This is a genomic window from Stutzerimonas stutzeri, assembly GCF_024448715.1.
In the GTDB taxonomy this organism is placed as follows: domain Bacteria; phylum Pseudomonadota; class Gammaproteobacteria; order Pseudomonadales; family Pseudomonadaceae; genus Stutzerimonas; species Stutzerimonas stutzeri_AR.
Genome location: NZ_JAMOHZ010000005.1, coordinates 256604 through 275705, shown reverse-complemented (window position 1 = coordinate 275705; position 19102 = coordinate 256604). Strand labels below are relative to the sequence as shown.

17 protein-coding genes and 1 pseudogene are annotated in these 19102 nt (G+C 57.6%); 5 read left to right on the top strand and 13 right to left on the bottom strand.

The window, feature by feature from the left end; all coding sequences use genetic code 11:
- Positions 1 to 56: 56 nt before the first annotated feature.
- The 4 genes from NAV33_RS13150 to NAV33_RS13135 all read right to left on the bottom strand — a co-directional run bounded on the left by NAV33_RS13150 (position 57) and on the right by NAV33_RS13135 (position 3492).
- On the bottom strand, positions 57 to 1232 hold the full coding sequence (locus NAV33_RS13150) for a GGDEF domain-containing protein (protein ID WP_255980703.1): 1176 nt from the start codon (positions 1230 to 1232) through the stop codon (positions 57 to 59).
- Positions 1233 to 1304: 72 nt separating this feature from the next.
- Positions 1305 to 1772: an RNA methyltransferase gene (locus tag NAV33_RS13145; protein WP_255980701.1), complete on the bottom strand. Its 468-nt coding sequence runs from the start codon at positions 1770 to 1772 to the stop codon at positions 1305 to 1307.
- A 117-nt stretch (positions 1773 to 1889) separates the two neighbouring features.
- The gene (locus NAV33_RS13140) at positions 1890 to 2276 is read right to left on the bottom strand and encodes an ester cyclase (protein ID WP_255980699.1); all 387 of its coding nucleotides are present in this window, start codon (positions 2274 to 2276) and stop codon (positions 1890 to 1892) included.
- A 112-nt stretch (positions 2277 to 2388) separates the two neighbouring features.
- Positions 2389 to 3492: a DUF2855 family protein gene (locus NAV33_RS13135; protein WP_255980697.1), complete on the bottom strand. Its 1104-nt coding sequence runs from the start codon at positions 3490 to 3492 to the stop codon at positions 2389 to 2391.
- Between the two features lie 74 nt (positions 3493 to 3566).
- Between NAV33_RS13135 and NAV33_RS13130 the strand changes: the two genes are divergently transcribed.
- The 3 genes from NAV33_RS13130 (at position 3567) to NAV33_RS13120 (ending at position 5883) form a co-directional block, all read left to right on the top strand.
- Positions 3567 to 4199: a TetR/AcrR family transcriptional regulator gene (locus NAV33_RS13130; RefSeq protein WP_255980695.1), complete on the top strand. Its 633-nt coding sequence runs from the start codon at positions 3567 to 3569 to the stop codon at positions 4197 to 4199.
- Between the two features lie 257 nt (positions 4200 to 4456).
- Positions 4457 to 4903 (top strand): SRPBCC family protein, encoded by a 447-nt coding sequence (locus tag NAV33_RS13125; RefSeq protein WP_255980693.1) that lies wholly within the window; start codon positions 4457 to 4459, stop codon positions 4901 to 4903.
- Between the two features lie 236 nt (positions 4904 to 5139).
- Positions 5140 to 5883, top strand: coding sequence for a class I SAM-dependent DNA methyltransferase (locus NAV33_RS13120; protein ID WP_255980691.1), 744 nt, complete (start codon positions 5140 to 5142; stop codon positions 5881 to 5883).
- A gap of 105 nt (positions 5884 to 5988) precedes the next feature.
- On the opposite strand, the gene NAV33_RS13115 is transcribed toward NAV33_RS13120, so the two are convergent.
- Complete coding sequence (locus NAV33_RS13115; RefSeq protein WP_255980689.1) at positions 5989 to 6684, bottom strand: GNAT family N-acetyltransferase; 696 nt, start codon at positions 6682 to 6684, stop codon at positions 5989 to 5991.
- Between the two features lie 506 nt (positions 6685 to 7190).
- Here NAV33_RS13115 and katG point away from each other — a divergent pair.
- Positions 7191 to 9422: a catalase/peroxidase HPI gene (gene katG / locus NAV33_RS13110; RefSeq protein WP_255980687.1), complete on the top strand. Its 2232-nt coding sequence runs from the start codon at positions 7191 to 7193 to the stop codon at positions 9420 to 9422.
- 334 nt (positions 9423 to 9756) lie between these two features.
- Here katG and NAV33_RS13105 read toward each other — a convergent pair whose 3' ends face one another.
- From NAV33_RS13105 to NAV33_RS13090, 4 genes are all read right to left on the bottom strand, one after another.
- Positions 9757 to 10215 (bottom strand): ABZJ_00895 family protein, encoded by a 459-nt coding sequence (locus NAV33_RS13105; RefSeq protein ID WP_255980685.1) that lies wholly within the window; start codon positions 10213 to 10215, stop codon positions 9757 to 9759.
- A gap of 113 nt (positions 10216 to 10328) precedes the next feature.
- A complete protein-coding gene (locus NAV33_RS13100; RefSeq protein WP_255980683.1) occupies positions 10329 to 10733 on the bottom strand; it encodes a hypothetical protein in 405 nt (134 codons plus the stop codon).
- Positions 10730 to 11992 carry a hypothetical protein gene (locus tag NAV33_RS13095; RefSeq protein ID WP_255980681.1) on the bottom strand — a complete coding sequence of 421 codons (1263 nt, stop codon included), beginning with the start codon at positions 11990 to 11992 and terminating at the stop codon, positions 10730 to 10732. Before NAV33_RS13095 ends, NAV33_RS13100 begins: the two co-directional genes overlap by 4 nt.
- Positions 11993 to 12061: 69 nt before the next feature.
- Positions 12062 to 12799 (bottom strand): FMN-dependent NADH-azoreductase, encoded by a 738-nt coding sequence (locus NAV33_RS13090; RefSeq protein ID WP_255980679.1) that lies wholly within the window; start codon positions 12797 to 12799, stop codon positions 12062 to 12064.
- 117 nt (positions 12800 to 12916) lie between these two features.
- Between NAV33_RS13090 and NAV33_RS13085 the strand changes: the two genes are divergently transcribed.
- Positions 12917 to 13822 (top strand): LysR substrate-binding domain-containing protein, encoded by a 906-nt coding sequence (locus NAV33_RS13085; RefSeq protein ID WP_255980677.1) that lies wholly within the window; start codon positions 12917 to 12919, stop codon positions 13820 to 13822.
- Positions 13823 to 13916: 94 nt separating this feature from the next.
- On the opposite strand, the gene NAV33_RS13080 is transcribed toward NAV33_RS13085, so the two are convergent.
- The 4 genes and pseudogenes from NAV33_RS13080 to NAV33_RS13070 all read right to left on the bottom strand — a co-directional run bounded on the left by NAV33_RS13080 (position 13917) and on the right by NAV33_RS13070 (position 19042).
- Entirely contained in the window at positions 13917 to 14462 is a 546-nt protein-coding gene (locus NAV33_RS13080; protein WP_255980675.1) for a hypothetical protein, read from the bottom strand.
- Positions 14463 to 15082: 620 nt separating this feature from the next.
- Positions 15083 to 15325, bottom strand: coding sequence for a GMC oxidoreductase (locus tag NAV33_RS21525; protein ID WP_423836667.1), 243 nt, complete (start codon positions 15323 to 15325; stop codon positions 15083 to 15085).
- A 342-nt stretch (positions 15326 to 15667) separates the two neighbouring features.
- Positions 15668 to 15819 (bottom strand): annotated as a pseudogene (locus tag NAV33_RS13075) (DUF4113 domain-containing protein).
- Between the two features lie 130 nt (positions 15820 to 15949).
- The gene (locus NAV33_RS13070; protein WP_255980673.1) at positions 15950 to 19042 is read right to left on the bottom strand and encodes an error-prone DNA polymerase; all 3093 of its coding nucleotides are present in this window, start codon (positions 19040 to 19042) and stop codon (positions 15950 to 15952) included.
- Between the last annotated feature and the right edge of the window lie 60 nt (positions 19043 to 19102).

Below are 19102 nucleotides of genomic sequence, written 5' to 3'. Positions count from 1 at the left end.
TACTTCGCACCAACGACAGCATGTTCAGTCGTGCGCCGCCGAGCTGTTATTGCAGATTAGGATCCTGGCGCGGCTTGGCTTGTCAGGGTTCGATCAACTAGGCGGATACTGTTTCGCCCGCCACGCTTGGATTCGTAGAGCGCGACGTCGCCTTGCTCGATCAGCGCCGCCAGGCTGGCAGGAGGCTGATCGAAAACACTAACGCCGATGCTCAGGGTGACCGGCTCGGGCGTGTTGAAATTCTGGGCTGCTGTGTCATGGAACTGCCTGCGCAGCACGTCGCCTAGATTCAAGATTCGTTCATTGGAGGCGTCGCTCAACAAAATCACGAATTCATCGCCGCCCAGCCGGGCTGCTACCGCGCCTCCTGGCAGTACCAGACGAATCATCTCGCCCAAGGCGACGAGCAATCGGTCGCCTGCCGTATGCCCGTGCAGATCGTTGACCAGCTTGAAATTATCGATATCTATCAGCAGCAGAGCGCCCGGGCGCGTAGGGGAAGCCTCGTTTAGCAGACGTGGCGCTCGAGCCTCCAGGGCGCGCCGGTTATACATGGCGGTCAGCGGGTCCCGCGCGGCCAGCCGCTCTATCCGTTTTTCGCGGCGGTAGCGGACGGTACCGGTCATCGATAGCGCAATCAGCATGGTCGCCATAACCCCTTCGACCAGCGAAATCTGAATGATCCTGCCCCGAAAGGCGGCCAGGTCGATCAGCGTGCCCGGAACGAGCGCCGGTATCATCTTGGCGAAGTAGAACAGGCTGTGCCCCAGCAGCACATAGCGCAGCTGCGCCGCTCCAGCTCCCAGAGATTTGGCATGCGGGCGCAACAGCAAACTGGCCTTGAGCGCCAACAGCGCAACCAAAAATGAATTGAGCAGGAGAATGACCTTCGACCAGGGCTGCTCGCCCGGCAGTAGCAGCAGCGCGAACCAGGCGGCGAAGATCAAGTACCAGGCGCGAGACAAGCGCGTTTCCGTGAAGCGTGTGACACCTAGCAGAAAAAACCAGTGCGCCGTTACCAGCAGGCCGTTGGCAAACCAGATGCCGATCAGCAGCAGGCCGCTTACGCGAAGCAAGGCCAGCGACGAGCCCACACTGATCAAGGCAAAGCCCGCGCTCCAAAGCAGCAACGAGGGCTCGCGAACGGTTTGCCACTCAAAAGCCAGATACAGCGCAGCAGCCAGCGCGAGGGCGACGGTGAGCGTCAACATGGTTAAAGGGTCGAGTGCCATGTCTATAGGCCTGTTTGAAACCATTGAATGGTTGGTTGTAGCGAGTAGCCATCGCGGTGATGGCAGCCATGTTCAGAACAGCGGGCCGGAGCGGGTGTTATTGCCCTTGGCCAGACGGTCATAGAGCACCACGTTCACGGTGGCTGCCAGGTTCATGCAACCATTGGTGGGGATGTAGACCACATCCTCGCACCAATCGCGGATCTCCTTGCTCAGCGAGCCGTCCTCTGCGCCGAAGATGTACAGGGCGCGATCCGGGTGAGTGTATTGGGGCAACGCACGGGCACCTTCAACCAGCTCTACAGCGACGGGCACGCAACCGAGCGGCAAGATCTTGCGCAGGTCATCGATATTGATCAGCGGAATGCCCTGATGGACCTTCTTGGTATCGGTGATGAAATCCTTGGCGCGGTCGTAGCGGGTGCCGGTGTAAAACACCGAAGCAGCGCCGTAGCACCCAGCCGCACGCATGATTGCGCCTACATTCGAAGGCGATTTCGGGTTGCTCAAGCCGATGCAGGCGTATCGTTTGTTGCTCACAAGGGAGGACTCGCGCGGAAAACGCGCGAGTATACGGGACAGCCCTGCCGTTAGTTGGATCGAGGCGCCAGGCTCCGATCAGGCGATGAGTTTGGTTTTTTGCCGGCCATCGCGCGCTCAGAGCTGATCGCCAACCGCGGCCTTGTCGATCACTGACCAGACGTTCCGGATCTTTCCCTCGCCGTACTCGTAGAACACGTTTTCGGTGAAGGCCACTCGCTTACCGTTCACCGCATAGCCGAACAAGTCCCCGATGGGTGTGCAGTCGAACCGCAGCTGCGCCGCGACATGGGGCGGTTCGGCGATGAGCAGCCCGATATTGAACTGCAAATCGGGAATCGCTCGAACGTCTCGTTCGAGCATCTGACGATAGCCATCCAGCCCGACGAGTTTGCCGTTGTAGTGCACCTCGTCATGAACGAAGCGCTTCAGCTCCGGCCAGTTCCGGTTGTTCAAGCAGGCGATGTAGCCTCGGTAGCAATCTGTGATCTCATCGCCAGTCATCATCGTCTTCCAGAGTGAGTCAGATAGTCAGACTAGCGACTTGCTCGATATACGCCAGCCGCAACGGCCAGGCGCGTTTGGCTGGTGTTACCTGAGCGGCGCCGATACGTTTTCAGTCGAGCACCACCGCGTGGCCCTCCAGCGGGTTGATATCACCTTTGATCAATGATTCGGCCAGCGACTGTGCCGCTTCAAGTCCGGCGTGCTCGTTCACCTGCATCCAAGGCTGCTGCGTATCGCTTACCCGAGCGATAAAGGCCAGTTGCGCCTCGTTGAAGCGACGGGTTACCTCGGCGGGGCCCCAGTCGGTGTTGCGTTTCTTGATCTGGTAGGGGGCGAAATAGGGTTGTGGCTGCGGGCCGGACAACGCTTGGTCGGGCTCGGCATAGTCCTGGTTCTGCGCCGAACCGGCATAGCAGTCATAGACCAGCGCATCCTTGAAATGCGCATGGACCTGACGTCGAAGGCTGGTGCTGCCGGAGAAGTCCACGTACAGGGTGGGTACGCTCGGGTCGAGCGAGCCGAGCTGGTCGTAGCCGAGCGCTTGGCGATAACAGCCCAGGCTTTGCACGAACTCGGTATTGCCGGACGAAGTCAGGCCGATCAATTGCACGGCCGGATTGTCCTGCAGGCAGAACGCCGTGCCGTATGCCGTCTTGCTTGAGGCGCTGGACATCAGGATCTGCCGGGCACCGAAGAAGGCGGTGTCGTCGAGGAAATCGGCCAGCATGAACGAGGTGATGAACAACGGGCGCAACAGCATCTGGTAGTTTTCGCTCCCGGCGCGATAGGCGTCGTCGCTGCTGATGCGCTGGTATTGGTTGTAAGCCGATGTCAGCGCGAGCCGATGTTCCGCACCATCGTAAAAGCCACGCTCGGTAACTCGCACCGGTTGCATGACGACATGGCTGGCGATCGGCCAGAAGCCATAGAAGCGTTCGCCTTTCGCCAGACCATCGACTGTGCTCTCCACGACTTCGGCGAACCCCCACGCTGGCATGTGGAACCACTCGGTATCACCGGTCGGGTAGAAGTCCCAATAGCGCAGGTGAGGGGTCTCGCCGAATGCTGCGTAGGTGACATTGTTCGTGGTCAGTGCCAATCGGCTGATCCGCAGCAGGGCTTCGCCGGGTTTCAGCTCCGGGATCGACCGGTTCTGAATGCGGGTCTGCTCCATGTTCTTCTTGTTGTTCTGCAACTGGCGAATGACGCTCATCGATGGCACCTTGGGGTTCGTAAATGGATGGCATTGACTGTAATCCTTTCGTTTCATCGCCGGGTTCGGATTTCATGAGCACACGATTGCCGAGCGCCAAGCCGCTCAAACGGCCTACCCAGCAGCGCGCCAAGGTCACTGTTCAAGCGATTTTCGATAGTTATGTTCGGATATGGCAGCGCGACGGCTGGTCTCGATTGACGACCCGTGCGGTCGCCCTGGAAGCCGGCGTGGCCATCGGCACCCTGTACGACTACTTCCCCAGCAAACACGCGCTGCACTCGGGCTACGTGCGCTATTGCGTTGAGCAAATGCTGGAAGCCATCGACGCGCAAGCGGTAAAGCCAACGGCGCTGGCCTGGCCTGAACGCATTCGGCGACTGGTACGCACGCTTGCCGGGGTCGAGCCGCAGCTGCCGTGGTTCCACCCGGATATGCTCGAACTGGAAACACTGGTGGCCGAGCCCAAACACCAGCGTCGGGCCTATGAGGACCTGTTGGGCGCCTGGCAAAGAGTTATCGACGTGGCGACTGATCTGCCGGTGCGCCCGACTGCTGCGACCCTGGAAGCACTTCATCTTTCGGTATGGGGCGGACGTCGCTACGCCATGCTGGTGCAGCTCGAAGCGGATCGCATGCAAGCCTGGGCCGCCAGTATGGAATATTTGTGCTTGCACACACTCGCCGGCTCGAGCGAGACGGCTTGACCGCAGTTGATCGATGTTGGTTAGGGAAATACCTGACGGACCTCATCGTTATCGGTGACGAACCCTCGGCGCGGTCGTATCCGGTGCCTGTGTAGAGCATCGAAGGGCGCCAGGCGATGCGGGCATATCGCTTGGTGCTCAGGATGGGCTGCTCACAAAACGGGTGCGCGTAAAAAAGTAAGCGTGGCGTCGAATTCGTTCTCCTTCGTTCGACTATCAGAGCCATCAAGGCAAACCCGCAACCAAAGGAGAAAAGTATGCCCAGCACGATCCGCCTTCACCGCGTCTTGCGAACTACGCCCGATCGCCTCTACCGCGCGTTCCTGGATCCAGACGCTAAGGCCAAATGGCTGCCGCCGAATGGCTTTACCGGCAAGGTGCACGAGATCGATGCGCGTGTGGGTGGCCGCTACAGGATGTCCTTTACCAATTTCTCTACGGGTGAGATCCACAGCTTCGGTGGCCAATACCTCGAGCTGCTGGAAAACCAGCGAATCCGCTACGAAGACACATTCGATGATCCGGGCTTACCGGGCACCATGGAGGTGACGGTGACGCTCACCCCCTTTTCCTGCGGCACCGAGCTGAACATCACCCAGGACGGCGTCCCGGACGCGATCCCAGCCGATTCCTGCTACCTCGGCTGGCAGGAGTCGCTGACGCTACTGGCGAAGCTGGTCGAGGTAGAGATTCCGGATGAATGATTGATCGCCAGGGATGAGGATGGGTGGCAAAGCTTCAGGTGCTGTACGGCGAAGTGATCCGCCACCTTTTTCTCTCTATCTCCATTAAAGCTGCTCCGTTATATCAGGCACTGGGGGACATTTTCCCCCGGTATGCCCCGACATCCGATAGCCGCCACCATGGCAATTCCCTCGTAGCGGGGTTGAGATTATGATGCGCGCCCGCCAACGCTCCACGCCCAAAACATCAGGTCATCATGCCCGGCAATGCTCTCTATACCGACCTGTCGGGATACTACGACCTCATGTGTGCCGATATCGACTACACAGCGCAAAGCCACTGTATTCAAAGGCTGCAGCAGCTATTTGGTAACGCTGGGATCAGGCATCTGGATCTCGCCTGTGGCACCGGGCCGCATGTGCGACATTTCATCGATGCCGGTTTTGAAAGCTGCGGGCTCGACATCAACCAGCCCATGCTAGATAGAGCGGCCACCCGCTGCCCCGAAGCCCGGTTTTCCCTTCAGGATATGTGCGGCTTCAAGGTTGATCAGCCGGTCGATCTGATCACCTGTTTCTTGTATTCCATTCACTACAGCGCAGGACTTGAGCGGTTGAAGGCCTGTATCGCCAGCGTGCATGGCGCACTGGCGGCGGGTGGGCTCTTTTGCTTCAACGCCGTTGACAAGGAAAGAATCGACAATGATTCGTTCGTCTCGCACACCGCCAAACATGCGGACGGCCTGTTCAGCTTTAGCTCTGGTTGGAGCTATTCCGGCAACGGTGAGCAGCAGTCTCTAAAACTCCGCATCGAGAAAACGACCGCAGGCGCACGCCAGGTATGGCACGACGAACACCGCATGGTGGCGGTGAGTTTTGGCGAATTGATCGAGCTGTTACGGCCGTACTTCGAAGTGCACGTGCTTGAACATGATTACGAAAGGATCATTCCCTGGAACAAGACGACCGGGAACGCGATATTTGCTTGTGTGAAAGTTTGATCTACGAAGTTCAAAGCCCGGCTTTCACTCGCTCGCCGACGCATCGGTAGCTACGCAGCTGGAAGGCGGCGGCACCTGTTCCATGGGGCGTGCTTCTTCAAACGATTAATGCAAGCGATTGGCTGCCGAGTAGCTCTGAGTGAGGTGAAGGGCTTGTTGGGCCAGTTTATCGAGCAGATGATCGCGTTCTTTCTCCGCGTCGCTCATGGCTTGCCCACCGTGCTGTTTCACGAGATAGCTGTGAATCTGACGGACTTCCTGGGACTGGAAAATCGGCTGCAAATCCTGCACTGCGACCACTCCGTTCGACGCCTGGCTCCGGGTATTCATCACCACTTGCGGACCGCGAGCCGCCAGAGGCTGAAAGCCCAGCGCTTCGAAGTAGGGAACCTTGCCCGCCACGCACGCCACTTCCGCATGGGGATAACGCGCCACCATCGCGTTGACCATGGCCCGACCGATGCCCTGACGGCGATGGTCGGTTTGCACTGCCAGATAAACCAACGCACAGGCTTCAGGGTCGTCCATATAGGGTAGGTACAGGGCAAATCCGAGCAGGAGCGACGGGTCATCGACGTCCAGCGCCATGACCAGTTCAGGTTTGCCCGCCTGCGCGCCATCCATGCTGTCCAGATAACGATGCACCTCGAACCCCACCACGTACTGATACAGCTGATACAGCGGGTTGGTAGGCGTGAGCGATACCGGGCTGATGTCGCCGAGGTAGTCCACGACCATCTGCAGCACCTGGCTTTTCATCGATTCCGGCGGCGGGGTGTCCAGATGGGCAAGCGTGAACATAGGCGATGAGACTCCGGATCAATGCGCAAAGCGGGCATTGTACTGGGCGATAGGCTTGGGGAGCGGGAAGGGCGTGCTCATCGCTGGAAAGAGACAGAGCAGGCGAATAGTAACGGCACGTTGCAGCCGTTGCGGCAATTGAATTCGCTTGGTTTCTGCTTCCTTATCAGATCTGCATCGGGCAGAGCGAGACGATGTGAAGCGGCAACGATTCCTGAAGAGGCGCCCAACGCAGCCGCGCTGGCACAGTGACTTGCTGTTGGTTGTGACTCAGGTTTAGGTAATGCCTATCGAGGCAATAGCGAAATTTGATCCCCCGTTTATTTGCCTTCTTCAGGCATGCGCGAAGCGATCCAGACCGCATGAATGCTGTGTTTGAGGCTCATCCTGGGGGCTCGCGCCGTTTCGATAGGCGGATTGCGCGTTTTTGTTCTGCCATGAACTGAGTGCTACGGTTCTAAAGCGGCGCCTGACCGCGATAACCACAACCACGAGAGGAACAGAACATGAGCGCTGAGTCTGGAGAAAATACTGGCGGTGGATGCCCGTTCGGTCATGGCGCCGGTGCACCCCGCAAACGCCCGGGCAATCGTGACTGGTGGCCGGAAGCATTGAGCCTCACCTCACTCAACCAGCACTCGCCGCGCTCCAATCCATACGGCGGCGATTTCGATTATGCAGCCGAATTCAACTCGCTAGATCTCGACGCGGTGATCGCCGACCTGCACGCCGTGATGACGGATTCGCAGGATTGGTGGCCAGCGGATTTCGGTCACTACGGCGGCCTGTTCATTCGCATGGCCTGGCACAGCGCCGGTACTTACCGCATCACTGACGGTCGCGGCGGCGCCGGTGGTGGCCAGCAACGCTTCGCACCACTGAACAGCTGGCCGGACAATGCCGCGCTGGATAAGGCGCGGCGTCTGCTGTGGCCGATCAAACAGAAGTACGGACGCAAACTGTCGTGGGCCGATCTGTTCGTCCTTACCGGAAACGTTGCGCTCGAATCCATGGGTTTCAAGACGTTCGGCTTCGGCGGCGGCCGCGCCGATACCTGGGAGCCGGAAGAGCTGTATTGGGGCCCCGAGGGCACCTGGCTGGGCGACGAGCGCTACAGCGGCGAGCGCCAGTTGCACCCAGGGCTCGGCGCCGTGCAGATGGGCCTGATCTACGTAAACCCGGAAGGCCCGAACGCCAACCCGGACCCGAAAGCCTCGGCCATCGACATCCGCGAGACCTTTGCCCGCATGGCGATGAACGATTATGAAACCGTGGCGCTGATCGCCGGCGGTCATACCTTTGGCAAGACCCATGGCGCGGGCGATCCCTCATTGATGGGGCCGGAGCCGGAAGGCGCAGTTATCGAAGACCAGGGCCTGGGTTGGCGCAGCAAGTTCCAGACCGGTGTAGGTGCCGATGCGATCACGTCCGGCCTCGAAGTCATCTGGAGCCAGACCCCGACGAAATGGTCCAACTACTTTTTCGAAAACCTCTTCAACTTCGAGTGGGAACTGACCAAGAGCCCTGCCGGAGCGCATCAGTGGGAAGCCAAAGACGTCGGGGAGATCATTCCCGACCCGTTCGACCCCAACAAGAAGCGCAAGCCGACCATGCTCACCTCGGACCTGGCACTGCGCTTCGATCCGATCTACGAACCGATCTCGCGTCATTTTCTCGAAAACCCGGACGAATTCGCCGATGCCTTCGCCCGCGCCTGGTTCAAGCTGACCCACCGCGATATGGGCCCGATTGCCCGTTACCTCGGGCCGCTGGTGCCGAAGGAAACGCTGATCTGGCAGGACCCGATCCCCGAATGCGATCACCCGAAGATCGACGACGCGGACATCGCCTCGCTCAAGCAGAAACTGCTGGGCATGGGCTTCTCGGTCTCTGACTTGGTGTCGGTCGCCTGGGCTTCGGCATCGACCTATCGCGGCTCGGACAAGCGCGGCGGCGCCAACGGCGCGCGCATTCGCTTCGCACCGCAAAAGGACTGGCAGGAGAACAACCCGGCACTCTTGGCTCGTGTGCTCGATAAGCTCACCGAGATCCAGGCCGAGTTCAACGGCTCGGCCAGCGGCGGCAAGAAGGTCTCCATGGCCGACCTGATCGTGCTGGCCGGCTGCGCGGCGATCGAGAAAGCGGCGCAGGACGGAGGGGTCAGCGTCAAGGTGCCCTTCACCCCAGGGCGCATGGACGCTCTGGAGGAGTGGACCGATGCGCAGTCATTCGAAGCGCTGCGCCCGGTCGCGGACGGCTTCCGTAATCATTACTACGAGGCCCACTTCATGGCGCCCGAGGAAGCGCTTGTAGACAAGGCCCACCTGCTACGCCTCAGCGCGCCGGAGATGACCGTGCTGGTCGGTGGCATGCGGGTGCTGGGCACCAACGCGGATGGCGGCAAAGAGGGCGTCTTCACCAACCGTGTGGGCACGCTGTCGAACGACTTCTTCGTCAACCTGCTGGACATGAAGAACGAGTGGACCGCGACCGAGCACAAGAACCGCTTCCAGGGACTCGACCGCAACACCCGTCAGCCAACTTGGACCGCCACTCGAGTGGACCTGATCTTCGGCTCGCAATCGGAGCTACGTGCGCAAGCCGAGGTGTACGGCATGGTCGACGGCAACGAGAAGTTCGTCCACGACTTCGTCAAAGCCTGGGACAAAGTGATGAACGCGGACAGGATGGATATCGGTAAGCCGGAAGATATCTTCAGCCAGAAGCTTTCGGCGTAAGGCTCGCGGCGGCGCCTTAGGGCGCCGCCGACGATGGCCGATCTAATCGTTTTCAACGCGCCCGACCGATTACTTACTGCTCCGCTCCAATCAGGACGTAGGTGGAAAACGGCAACGCCTTTCCACGCGTTTTTCCGGCTACCTCGCTTACAGGTGTTCAGTTCCCAATGAGTTTTAGCAGGTCAACCGCCAGGCACGGCCAAGCCCTGCTAACCCAACCCCACAGCCGCCAGCCCGGTAGCATTGATGGGTTCAACTGTTATGAGCTGAGTAGACCGACTTCCAAACGCTCGTAGCGTGGGGACGTGCATAGGCCATCACGGCGACTATTAAGCTACGCTTTTAATTGGATCTTCGTGGCGTATCTATTCGCATGCCATCCAAATGATAGGTTTAGCATTAAATAATGGAACAAAGTTACTGCTGTCATGATGATTAGCCACGTCAGGCTAGAGAGCCTGGGAAGAATGCTCGTTATTTCAGCAAGCCCTTGAGTGCCTAGCGCAACTGAGATTAATATTAGAGTGCCAACAATTGATATGGCTAAAGACGATAATAGGCAACCTAATATCATCTTGTTTTTTTCTGTCTTTTCTGGCGCTCTCTTATTGATTGTTACAAATTGATTGGACGTAATCACGGATGCTCCCATTAGCATCGCTATGTTTGCACCGGAGCCGAGGTCAATGTCGAGGCCGTGCGCAATATAATTAAAGAAGGCCATTAGTATTGCGTAAAGTAAGGCAAACAATCCTACATATTTAATGATTGATACTTCATTTTCTGATGTCATGAGAACGTCCTTGTATAGCATTAGTAAATTAACAAGCGAGAATAAGCGCAGCTTTGGTAAGCCCAGTTGCGGAACGACCAATTGAGTACACTGGCGGTCCTGGCGTGCCGCATTCAATCTCCCGTTAGCTTGAGCAGGCCGACTGCCAGAAGCAGCCAAGCCATACCGGCGAAGCATAGCCACCAAGCAATGACCATGCGGTGTTTAATGAAATGGGGCAGGCTTCGAACTTCGCTCTCCAAAAGGTCCCCGCGTTTTATGTGACCTTTGGGGAACAATGCTACAGCTGCCAAACTGCTGGTTAGAATAAAACGGGAGTAAAGACCTTTCTTACCCCAAAGAATTTTCTGTCTTAGCACATACTGGCTGTTGGGGAATGTGTGGAGAATCAGATCGAGATTTCGGTATGCCATGACAAGAATCATGAGCATGCCTGAGAAGCCAATCACAAAGGGGGCCAATAGAAAGGTAATTTGAAGGTCTAGGGACCAGGTTTCAAACCACGTGCCGAAGTTCAAGGTTGGCTCCTCTCATAAATTTTCTCACCCGCCAGTTCGCCAGCCCACCCACCGCCAGCACCACCAGCAACCGAAGCTCCGCCAACCACAACCAGACCGCAGACAACGCCGCCTAATCCGCCTGTTGCTACTCCCAGAGCGATACAAATCGAGCCTGCGGCAGGGCTAGCTAGAGCTACGGCTAGCGCTCCACCACCTAACGCCCCAGCAAAACTTCCCGTCTCGGTAAATCGAATCTTCTGACATGCCTGAGTTTCGCCTGCCTGACAAACCTCTTGGACTTTCAATGCAGAGGCGGCACCGCCCAGGGCGATTCCGATATAGCTTCCATTTCTCAGGTACTTAGCTGCCTTAGCAACCTGATCCATATGGGTGGCGTATCCGGAGACCTGGCCCGGTGCGCCGCCTTTGCTCCAGTGGTGCACGAGGCTGCGGGTGGAGATGCCGAGATCCTGGCGCAGCGTTGTATAGCTGCCCAGGCCCAGCTGTTTGCCGAGGAAGGTTGCCTTTAGTTGGTTATCGAGTTGGCGATACAACTGCTGGCGTGAGGTGAAGAACTGCGTACTGCGCAGGTGGCCATGCGTGGCGAACTCGCGCTGATGCAGGTATTCGATATCGCGCAGCGTGCCGTCAATCTGCTTCAAACCGTTCCCGAGCATGTCGGTGCCAAGCCCCAGCGACGCGCTGGCGCCACCGACCATCATTGCGATCTCGGCCTGATGCTCGGCCATGAAATTGGCTTCGCCCTCGCTCAACGGTTCTAAAGCAGTGCGAACCTTTGCGGCGGCCGCCATCAGCTCTGCCTCTTCGCGTGAGCAAGCGGTCGGATTGATCAGGTTGCCCAAAACGACCATTTCACCAGCCTTGAAGCCCTTCGCGAAGGTGGGGTTCAGCGCCTTGATGCGGCTGACTAGATGATTGTGTGGCGCATCGGCGAACAACCCGGCGAGCACCTGCTCGCCGGACATGCTACGCGGCACGATGTAGAAGCCGGGCGGCTGGGGCTCGGGGAGCCGGAGCATGTCGGGAGGTGGCCAATCCGACAGCTCAGGGGTGATTTCGACTTCCTGCTCCCAGGCCGCAAAAGAGGCGCCGCCATTACCTGGCTTGGTCTTCCGCAACTCGGCCTGACGGCCCCAGCCACGATCAGGCATCCAGCTTGAGTCGCGGCTGCCGGTGCTGTCCGCCTTCCAACCGTTGTCCAAGTTCCAGCCCTGATCGAGCGGGTAGGCCGCGTCTTTAAGGTTGTCCGTTCCCATGAGAATCTCCCTGTTTACTGAATCGGGCCGCAGTTTATCTGTTCAAAGCGTCGGCCAATTAGCGCCTGTTCACGAAGCTTGAGCCCGAGCAGCACTAAAGGTGTGGGTGACAAAAGACGGAGTACTCGCCTCAAACGCTGCCTGAAGCTCTGCCACCAAGGCATCAACCTGACGTAGCGCCTCAGCCACCGAGGCCGCCAACACATCGCCACCCGTTTCCTGACCCTCGATTGCGATCTGATGAATGCGAGTGATGCCGATGAAAGTGAGCGCCGTCACCAGGTTCGGCTCCAGATGGTTCATGTGAGCCATCTCCCCGCCAGGGCCAAAGCCAATGCCGCCCCTGGCGGTGAGGATGACCGCGTGCCGTGGCCGATCTTCCAGCATGGGCAGGTAGGGATCGTCGGGAAGTCGGCTTTCATCGATGCCAACCGTGCGGCCCAGGCGCACCACCTGATCGATCCATGCCTTGAGCGCCGCGGGCATGCCGAAGTTGTACAGCGGCGTGCCGATGACCAGCACATCGGCTGCGATCAACTCGTCGACCAATTGGTCGCTTTCGGCCAGCGCGTCCTTCATCCAGGGTTCCTGCCGTTCTGGCGGCGTAAACGCCGAAGCGATCCAGTCATGGTCGAGGAAAGAGGGCGGGTTCTGGCCGATATCCCGATAGGTGATGCTGTCCTGTGCGCGGCGGGCCAGCCACTTGCTGACGAAACGCTGGGTGAGATTGCGGCTGTGGGAGCCGTGTGCGTCCTTGCCGGCAAGGCCGGGGCGGGCGCTGGCGTCGAGGTGCAGAAGGTGCGTCATGGTGAGTCTCCTCTGTGACTGAATTCATCTGTCATTCGCGGTAGACCCAGGCTAGGTCTAGGCTCTATGGGCGGCAAACGATCAATATTTCCAGGTACAGATGAGGAAAACTCAGTTATGGCGTATCGCCGGTTACCCTCGCTTTCCGCCCTGCGCGCCTTCGAAGCCGCCGCCCGCCACGAGAGCGCCAAGCAGGCCGCCGAGGAGTTGTCTGTCACCGCTACGGCGATCAGTCACCAGATTCGCTCGCTGGAAGAATCGCTCGGCGTTGCGCTGTTTCTGCGCAAGCCCCGAAAGCTGGAGCTGACCGACCCAGGGCGTGAGCTGCAACAGGTGCTGGAAACGGCGTTCGACACCATCAGCACAACGGTCGAACGCCTCAGTACGGGGCCATGCCGTCAGGCGATCACCCTCAGCACCACACCGGCAATAGCGGTGCGCTGGCTGGTGCCTTGGGTGTGCATGCTGCGCGATTCGCATCCCGATATTGATCTGCGCTTCCACACTTCCCACGAGCCAGTCGCGCTGGATGGCGTCACGGCGGATGTCGCCATCCGCTACGGCGACGGTCGCTGGCCGGGGCTGGTGGCGGAGAAGCTGTTCGATAACACCTTCGTCCCGGCCTGCAGCCCGCTGCTTGGCTTGCATGATGTGGCCGAGCTGCCCAAACACTCGTTGATCCACTTCCAAGCCCAGCGCGCCTTATCCGCCCCGATTCATTGGGCTGCCTGGCAGAAACTGGCCAACGTGCCGGGGCTGGACGTCAGCGCCGGCTTGGTCTTCTCCGACGAGACCCACGCCATCTCAGCCGCCATCGGCGCGCAAGGCGTGGCCTTGATGAGCCGTCAGCTGATTGAGGATGAACTGAGGGAAGGGCGGCTGGTGCAGCCGTTTGGTCCGGTGATGGAGGGGAAGCCGTTTCATCTCGTATATCCGGAGGGGCGGCGGGATGATCCGACTGTATTGGCGGTGAGGGATTGGGTGATGGGGGTGCCGGGTGGGTTGTGTGATGTGACGGGCTGATAAGCGCGAGTTACGTATCCCGAGACGTCCAGGCTAGTACTTCGCTAGGCCCCTTTTCGGCTGTTTCTCGAATGACTTGCGATCTTGACCCGTCTCACGGTTTCGCAGCGAGTTCGCTTGATCGGACTGTTTCGATGCGATAGTCCTTAGTTGGCAATATCGTCGTTTTGCCATCCAAGTACAATGCTATATGCGTTTGGGATGAGGTAATCAAAAAACCCTCCGCAATCTTCTCAGCATTGTTGTACACAGCTACGCAGCTTTCGCTCAATTTTTTTTCGCTGGCGCAGCCCTGCTCATATAAGCGATCCGTTCTTTTATATGTTAGTTCTGCAGAATTTAATCCTGCCAGGGCTGGCGCTAGAAGCAGTATATTTGCTGCAAAGGGAAGAGCAAAAAGCCCGATTACGATTGATCCAGATATAAGTATTATTAAGGCAGGAGTCTTGAGCAGCCGTTTCGCCTCTACGAAGGAGCTTGCTTTCTTAGCAAGTCTTGTTTTAGGGAGCCAGTTGAGCAGCGCTATCTCAGCAACGAATAGAACCGACAACGCAAATGTGGAAAGAATAATTGTGGGATTTTTGACAACATTTATCCAATTCAACCCTGTTTGAAGCAGGGCGCCATAAGCGGTGAACATGTGATCAGTTGGGCTTTGGGGGAATAGGCCTTAGTTACGCCGTAGTGATGGAGAAAAGTTTCGCTATGAACCGCGCCTGTCAAATAAAAGAAAGAATAGGCTAGGGCGCCAAGTACAGGTGTAAATACTAGCCAAAGCACCTTGCTAGCGCGTGGCGAGATGTTTTCTACGTGAGCTTGTTCGTCCATGAATGCCTACCTTGTGTTAAGTGTTCCCGCATTCTAATCCCATCCTGCGTTGAAAAACTTTCCTTTAAATCCTTGCTTAGTTTTTGTTCGTGCCGCAGCCGTTTTACGTGCTGATTGCAGCAATGGTTCCGCCCTGCTGGGCCGGTTCCTTTTGGCAGTCGCCCCAAAAGGAATCAACAGGTCTTGCCCCTACATCCGACTCTGCGCTTCGCTCCAGGTTTGTTCGCTCCATCGCCGCTCCAGGGGCACGCCGCGAAGGGCCGTCTTGGCCCATCGCGTCTCTCGCGGCATCCATGCCGCTCAACCTCCACGTCGGTTCCGCTCACCCTTCTGAAAGGAGGCGTTTGGCGTCGCCTTGTGCACACGTCAGAGGCAAAGGTATCCATTGTCATCTTCTTGACCGTAGACACGCAAACCAGGGCGCTCGCTACCCTACCGACCTTCGCAGTAGCGTCTAACTCCGATGTTGTGAGAGCCGTAGCGCCAGACCGGCTGGGGCTCGCACAGGGTTCGCGGCAGTGATAACAGGAGCACGGACATGTCGCAAACGTAGAGTCCGGTGGTGCCATGGACTTTCAGGTTCTCGTCAACTACAGACCGGAAATTGAACGGCGAGTTGCGATCGCCCTTCCACGGCATCCGCAGTGTGCCGCAGGCGTGATGGACTGCCCCCACCCAGATTGCCACTGCTCGCCGGGGTACCCCAGTAGCGACCCGTCAGCAGAATGGATATTCGATTCGGCAGAGAGCCTATTCAGGCCGAGGCCTTAGTCGAGTAGCAAACGGCGGTTACGCCTCTACCACTATCGGCCACCGGTACTACAAGCAGTCCTGACGGCGTTTAGATTATCCTGCCGAACTCCGACGATTTATCAATGCTTCGATCGTTCGCTATGGTGCTACTCGAGCTGGCTATTCAATTGCCTTAGCCGCCTTGACTCATGATTGATCTAGGTCACGGGCTACCGCCTCATTGACTGGCCGCTCTTGGGCCGCAAGCTGACAGTTCATCCAAGCCTATCCTCGCACACCAATAATTTCATCCCAGCGTGTGGTGTACCGCTGGCTCAGCATCCCCGACGCATCGCCCAAACCGGTGTCGCAGGCAGCCGACCAATACTCACAGTGTCTCTTCCTTCTCTCCGGTTGATCTCGTCAATAACCGCCATCAGTCGCTCTGCACCACTGCGCGGTTTGGGTGCAAACAGATCTGGCGTCAGCTCACCGCGCTGACTCAGTTCAGGAGCAAGATGCACCACTAGCGGAAAGAATGCCTGGGCGCGTTTGTTCTGTTAATCCCTAGTGGAAATCCCGGCTTCTGACATCAAGCCCATCTAGCATCTCGCTTACATCTTGGAGATGCCCCGCGATCAAGTGCCGTACGCCAGCTTTTTCCTCAAACGTTCCCTTAACCTGCAGGAGTCGGGAATACATAAGCGCTGAACGTTGCCGATCTGCGAGGTCGCGCCAGACGATCACGTTGATCATTCCATGCTCGTCTTCGAGAGTGACGAAGGTGACTCCTGCAGCCGTTGAGGGACGCTGCCTGCCGGTTACGATTCCAATTACATTAATGTGTTGTCCATGGCGTAGGTCTGCAAAGTCGCGCGAGCTTTTTGCGCAAATCGCCATGAGTTCTGGACGTAGCAGAGACATAGGGTGTGCACCGAGCGTGGTGCCAGTAAGCGCATAGTCGGCCTTCATGTTCTCGACAATTGTTGGGGTAGGGAGCTCGACTTCCCCGTCTGCGACAGCGATCTCATCAAAGAGGGGCAGTGATTTCTGCACGCCGGCGACTTCCCATCGTGCTGAATGCCTATCTCCTGCAAGGTGGGCCAGTGCATTAGCATCGGCCAACAGATCTTGTGCTTTACGATCTAGCTCAGCGCGTTTGCACAAATCCGCAATGTTACTGAACGCCTTTTCAGCTCGAACAACCTCGATCCGCCTTCCGACGTTTTCCGCTAGGCCACGAATCATACGAAAGCCCAATCGTATGGCAGGTTGAGGCCCATCCGATGCTTCTAACGAGCAATCCCAATCACTCTTCATGACGTCGACTGCACGTACTTCAATCTTGTGGCGTCGGGCGTCTTGCAATACCTGATCTGGGCTGTAAAAACCCATCGGCCAACTATTGATGAGCGCACATGCGTATGCCGCCGGCTCATGACATTTGAGCCAGCAACTGGCATAGGTCAGCAGCGCGAAGCTCGCGGCATGTGACTCAGGGAAACCGTAGCTTCCAAAGCCTTTGATCTGCTCGAAGATCCGCTCGGCAAATTCTTCGGAGTAGCCCCTTTCAAGCATGCCTTGTCGCAGGCGCACTTGGTGAGGCTCCAGACCTCCATGGCGTTTCCAGGCCGCCATAGAGCGCCGTAGCTGATCTGCCTCACCGGGGGAGTAGCCAGCAGCCACGATGGCTAGTCGCATGACTTGCTCCTGAAACAGTGGCACGCCAAGTGTGCGCTCGAAGACATCACGCAGCTCATCTGATGGATAAAACACTTTCTCTTCGCCATTGCGGCGCCTGAGATAGGGGTGAACCATGTCGCCGACAATTGGGCCTGGCCGCACGATCGCGACCTCTATCACTAAATCGTAGAACGTCTTCGGCTTCAGGCGTGGCAGCATAGCCATCTGCGCACGTGATTCGATTTGGAATACACCAAGAGTATCGGCACGACTGATCATGGCGTAGGTATCGGGATCCTCTGGGGGGATCGTAGCCAGCGTTAGATCTCTTCGCTCATGGCGGCGTAGCAAATCTAGGCATCGTCGGATCGCGCTGAGCATACCGAGAGCCAGTACATCTACCTTCATCAAGCCCAAAGCATCGATATCATCCTTGTCCCACTGGATTACCGTGCGATCCGCCATGGCAGCATTTTCTACCGGTACCAGTGTGGACAACGGATGCTCCGAAATAACGAACCCCCCAGGGTGCTGAGACAGATGACGAGGAAACCCAACAAGGAGGTCAGTCAGGATGAGCACCATCCGGATGGCCTGATTGTCTGGATCGAAGCCCGCTTCTCGAAGCCTCTCCGGCGGCGGCATGCGGTCGCTCCAGGCACCACAGCATTTAGCAAGAGCATCAACTTGGGCAGGCGGAAGCCCAACGGCTTTGGATACATCCCGGATGGCGCCAGCAAAATGATATGTTGAGGCTACGCAAGTCAGCGCTGCACGCTCCCGTCCGTAGCGAGTGAAGATGTACTGAATGACCTCCTCACGGCGCTCGTGCTCGAAATCAACATCGATGTCCGGGGGCTCGTTCCTCTCTTTTGAGATGAAACGCTCGAACAGCATGCTCATCCGCGAAGGATCCAGTTCAGTAATTCCAAGCGCAAAGCAGACGGCTGAGTTAGCCGCCGAGCCACGGCCTTGGCAGAGAATGCTTTGACGATGTGCAAACTGGACGATGTCGTGAACGGTGAGAAAGTAGCTTTCGTACTGGAGCTCTTCGATGAGGCCGAGTTCGGCTTCAATCTGCGAAATGGCCTTGTCCGAGGCACCTTCAGGCCAACGCCATTTCACTCCTTCGTAAGTCAATTCACGGAGCCAGCCTGATGGGTTTTTGCCAGGAGGCACCACTTCACGTGGGTACTCATATCTGAGCTCCTCGAGTTTGAACTGGCAGAGGGACGCGACTCTCACTGACTCGTCCAAAAGCTCGCGAGGATAGATACGTATGAGTGCCTTAATCGTCCTTAAATGGCGCTCTCCATTCTGGAAAAGTCTGAAGCCCGCATCAGCCAGTGTGCACTTATGCTTGATGGCAGTAATCGTGTCCTGAAGTGCCCTGCGCCCGCGTACGTGCATGTGTACGTCGCCGCTTGCTAATAGAGGGATGCCAAACTTCGCAGCCAATTCAACAAGGCGTTGATGCTTTAGATGATCGTCGGATTCATGATGAAGCTCGACCGCTATCCACGCTTGGGATAGGAAGGTCTCCGCTACCCACTGAGCCTCGGAGTCAAATGACGACCTTCCAGGAATCCACAGCACTACCACGCCGGGAATCTCGCTGTTTAGATCATCCTTGCGAAGCTCATATGTTCCTTTTTTGACACGCCTTCTTGCCTTAGTGATCAACTGACATATGTGCTGATACCCGGCCAGGTTTTTCGCAAGCAAAACCAAAGTCGGGCCATCCGCCAGCCGAATTTCGGTGCCGACAATCAGGCGTACGCCTGTTTTCTTCGACGATTGCCAGGCGCGGACGATGCCGGCCAACGATGCCTCATCGGTCACCGCAAGCGCCTCATACCCTAGCTCTGCTGCACGTTTGAATAGCTCGTCAGAGCTGGACGCACCACGCTGAAAGCTGAAATTGCTTAGGCAGTGAAGCTCGGCATAGCGAGGCTGGTCGGAAGGAGAGGAAGTCACGGCATAAGATAGCTATACTGTACGAACATACAGTGTCAGCTAGCTCGTTGATCTGGTCAA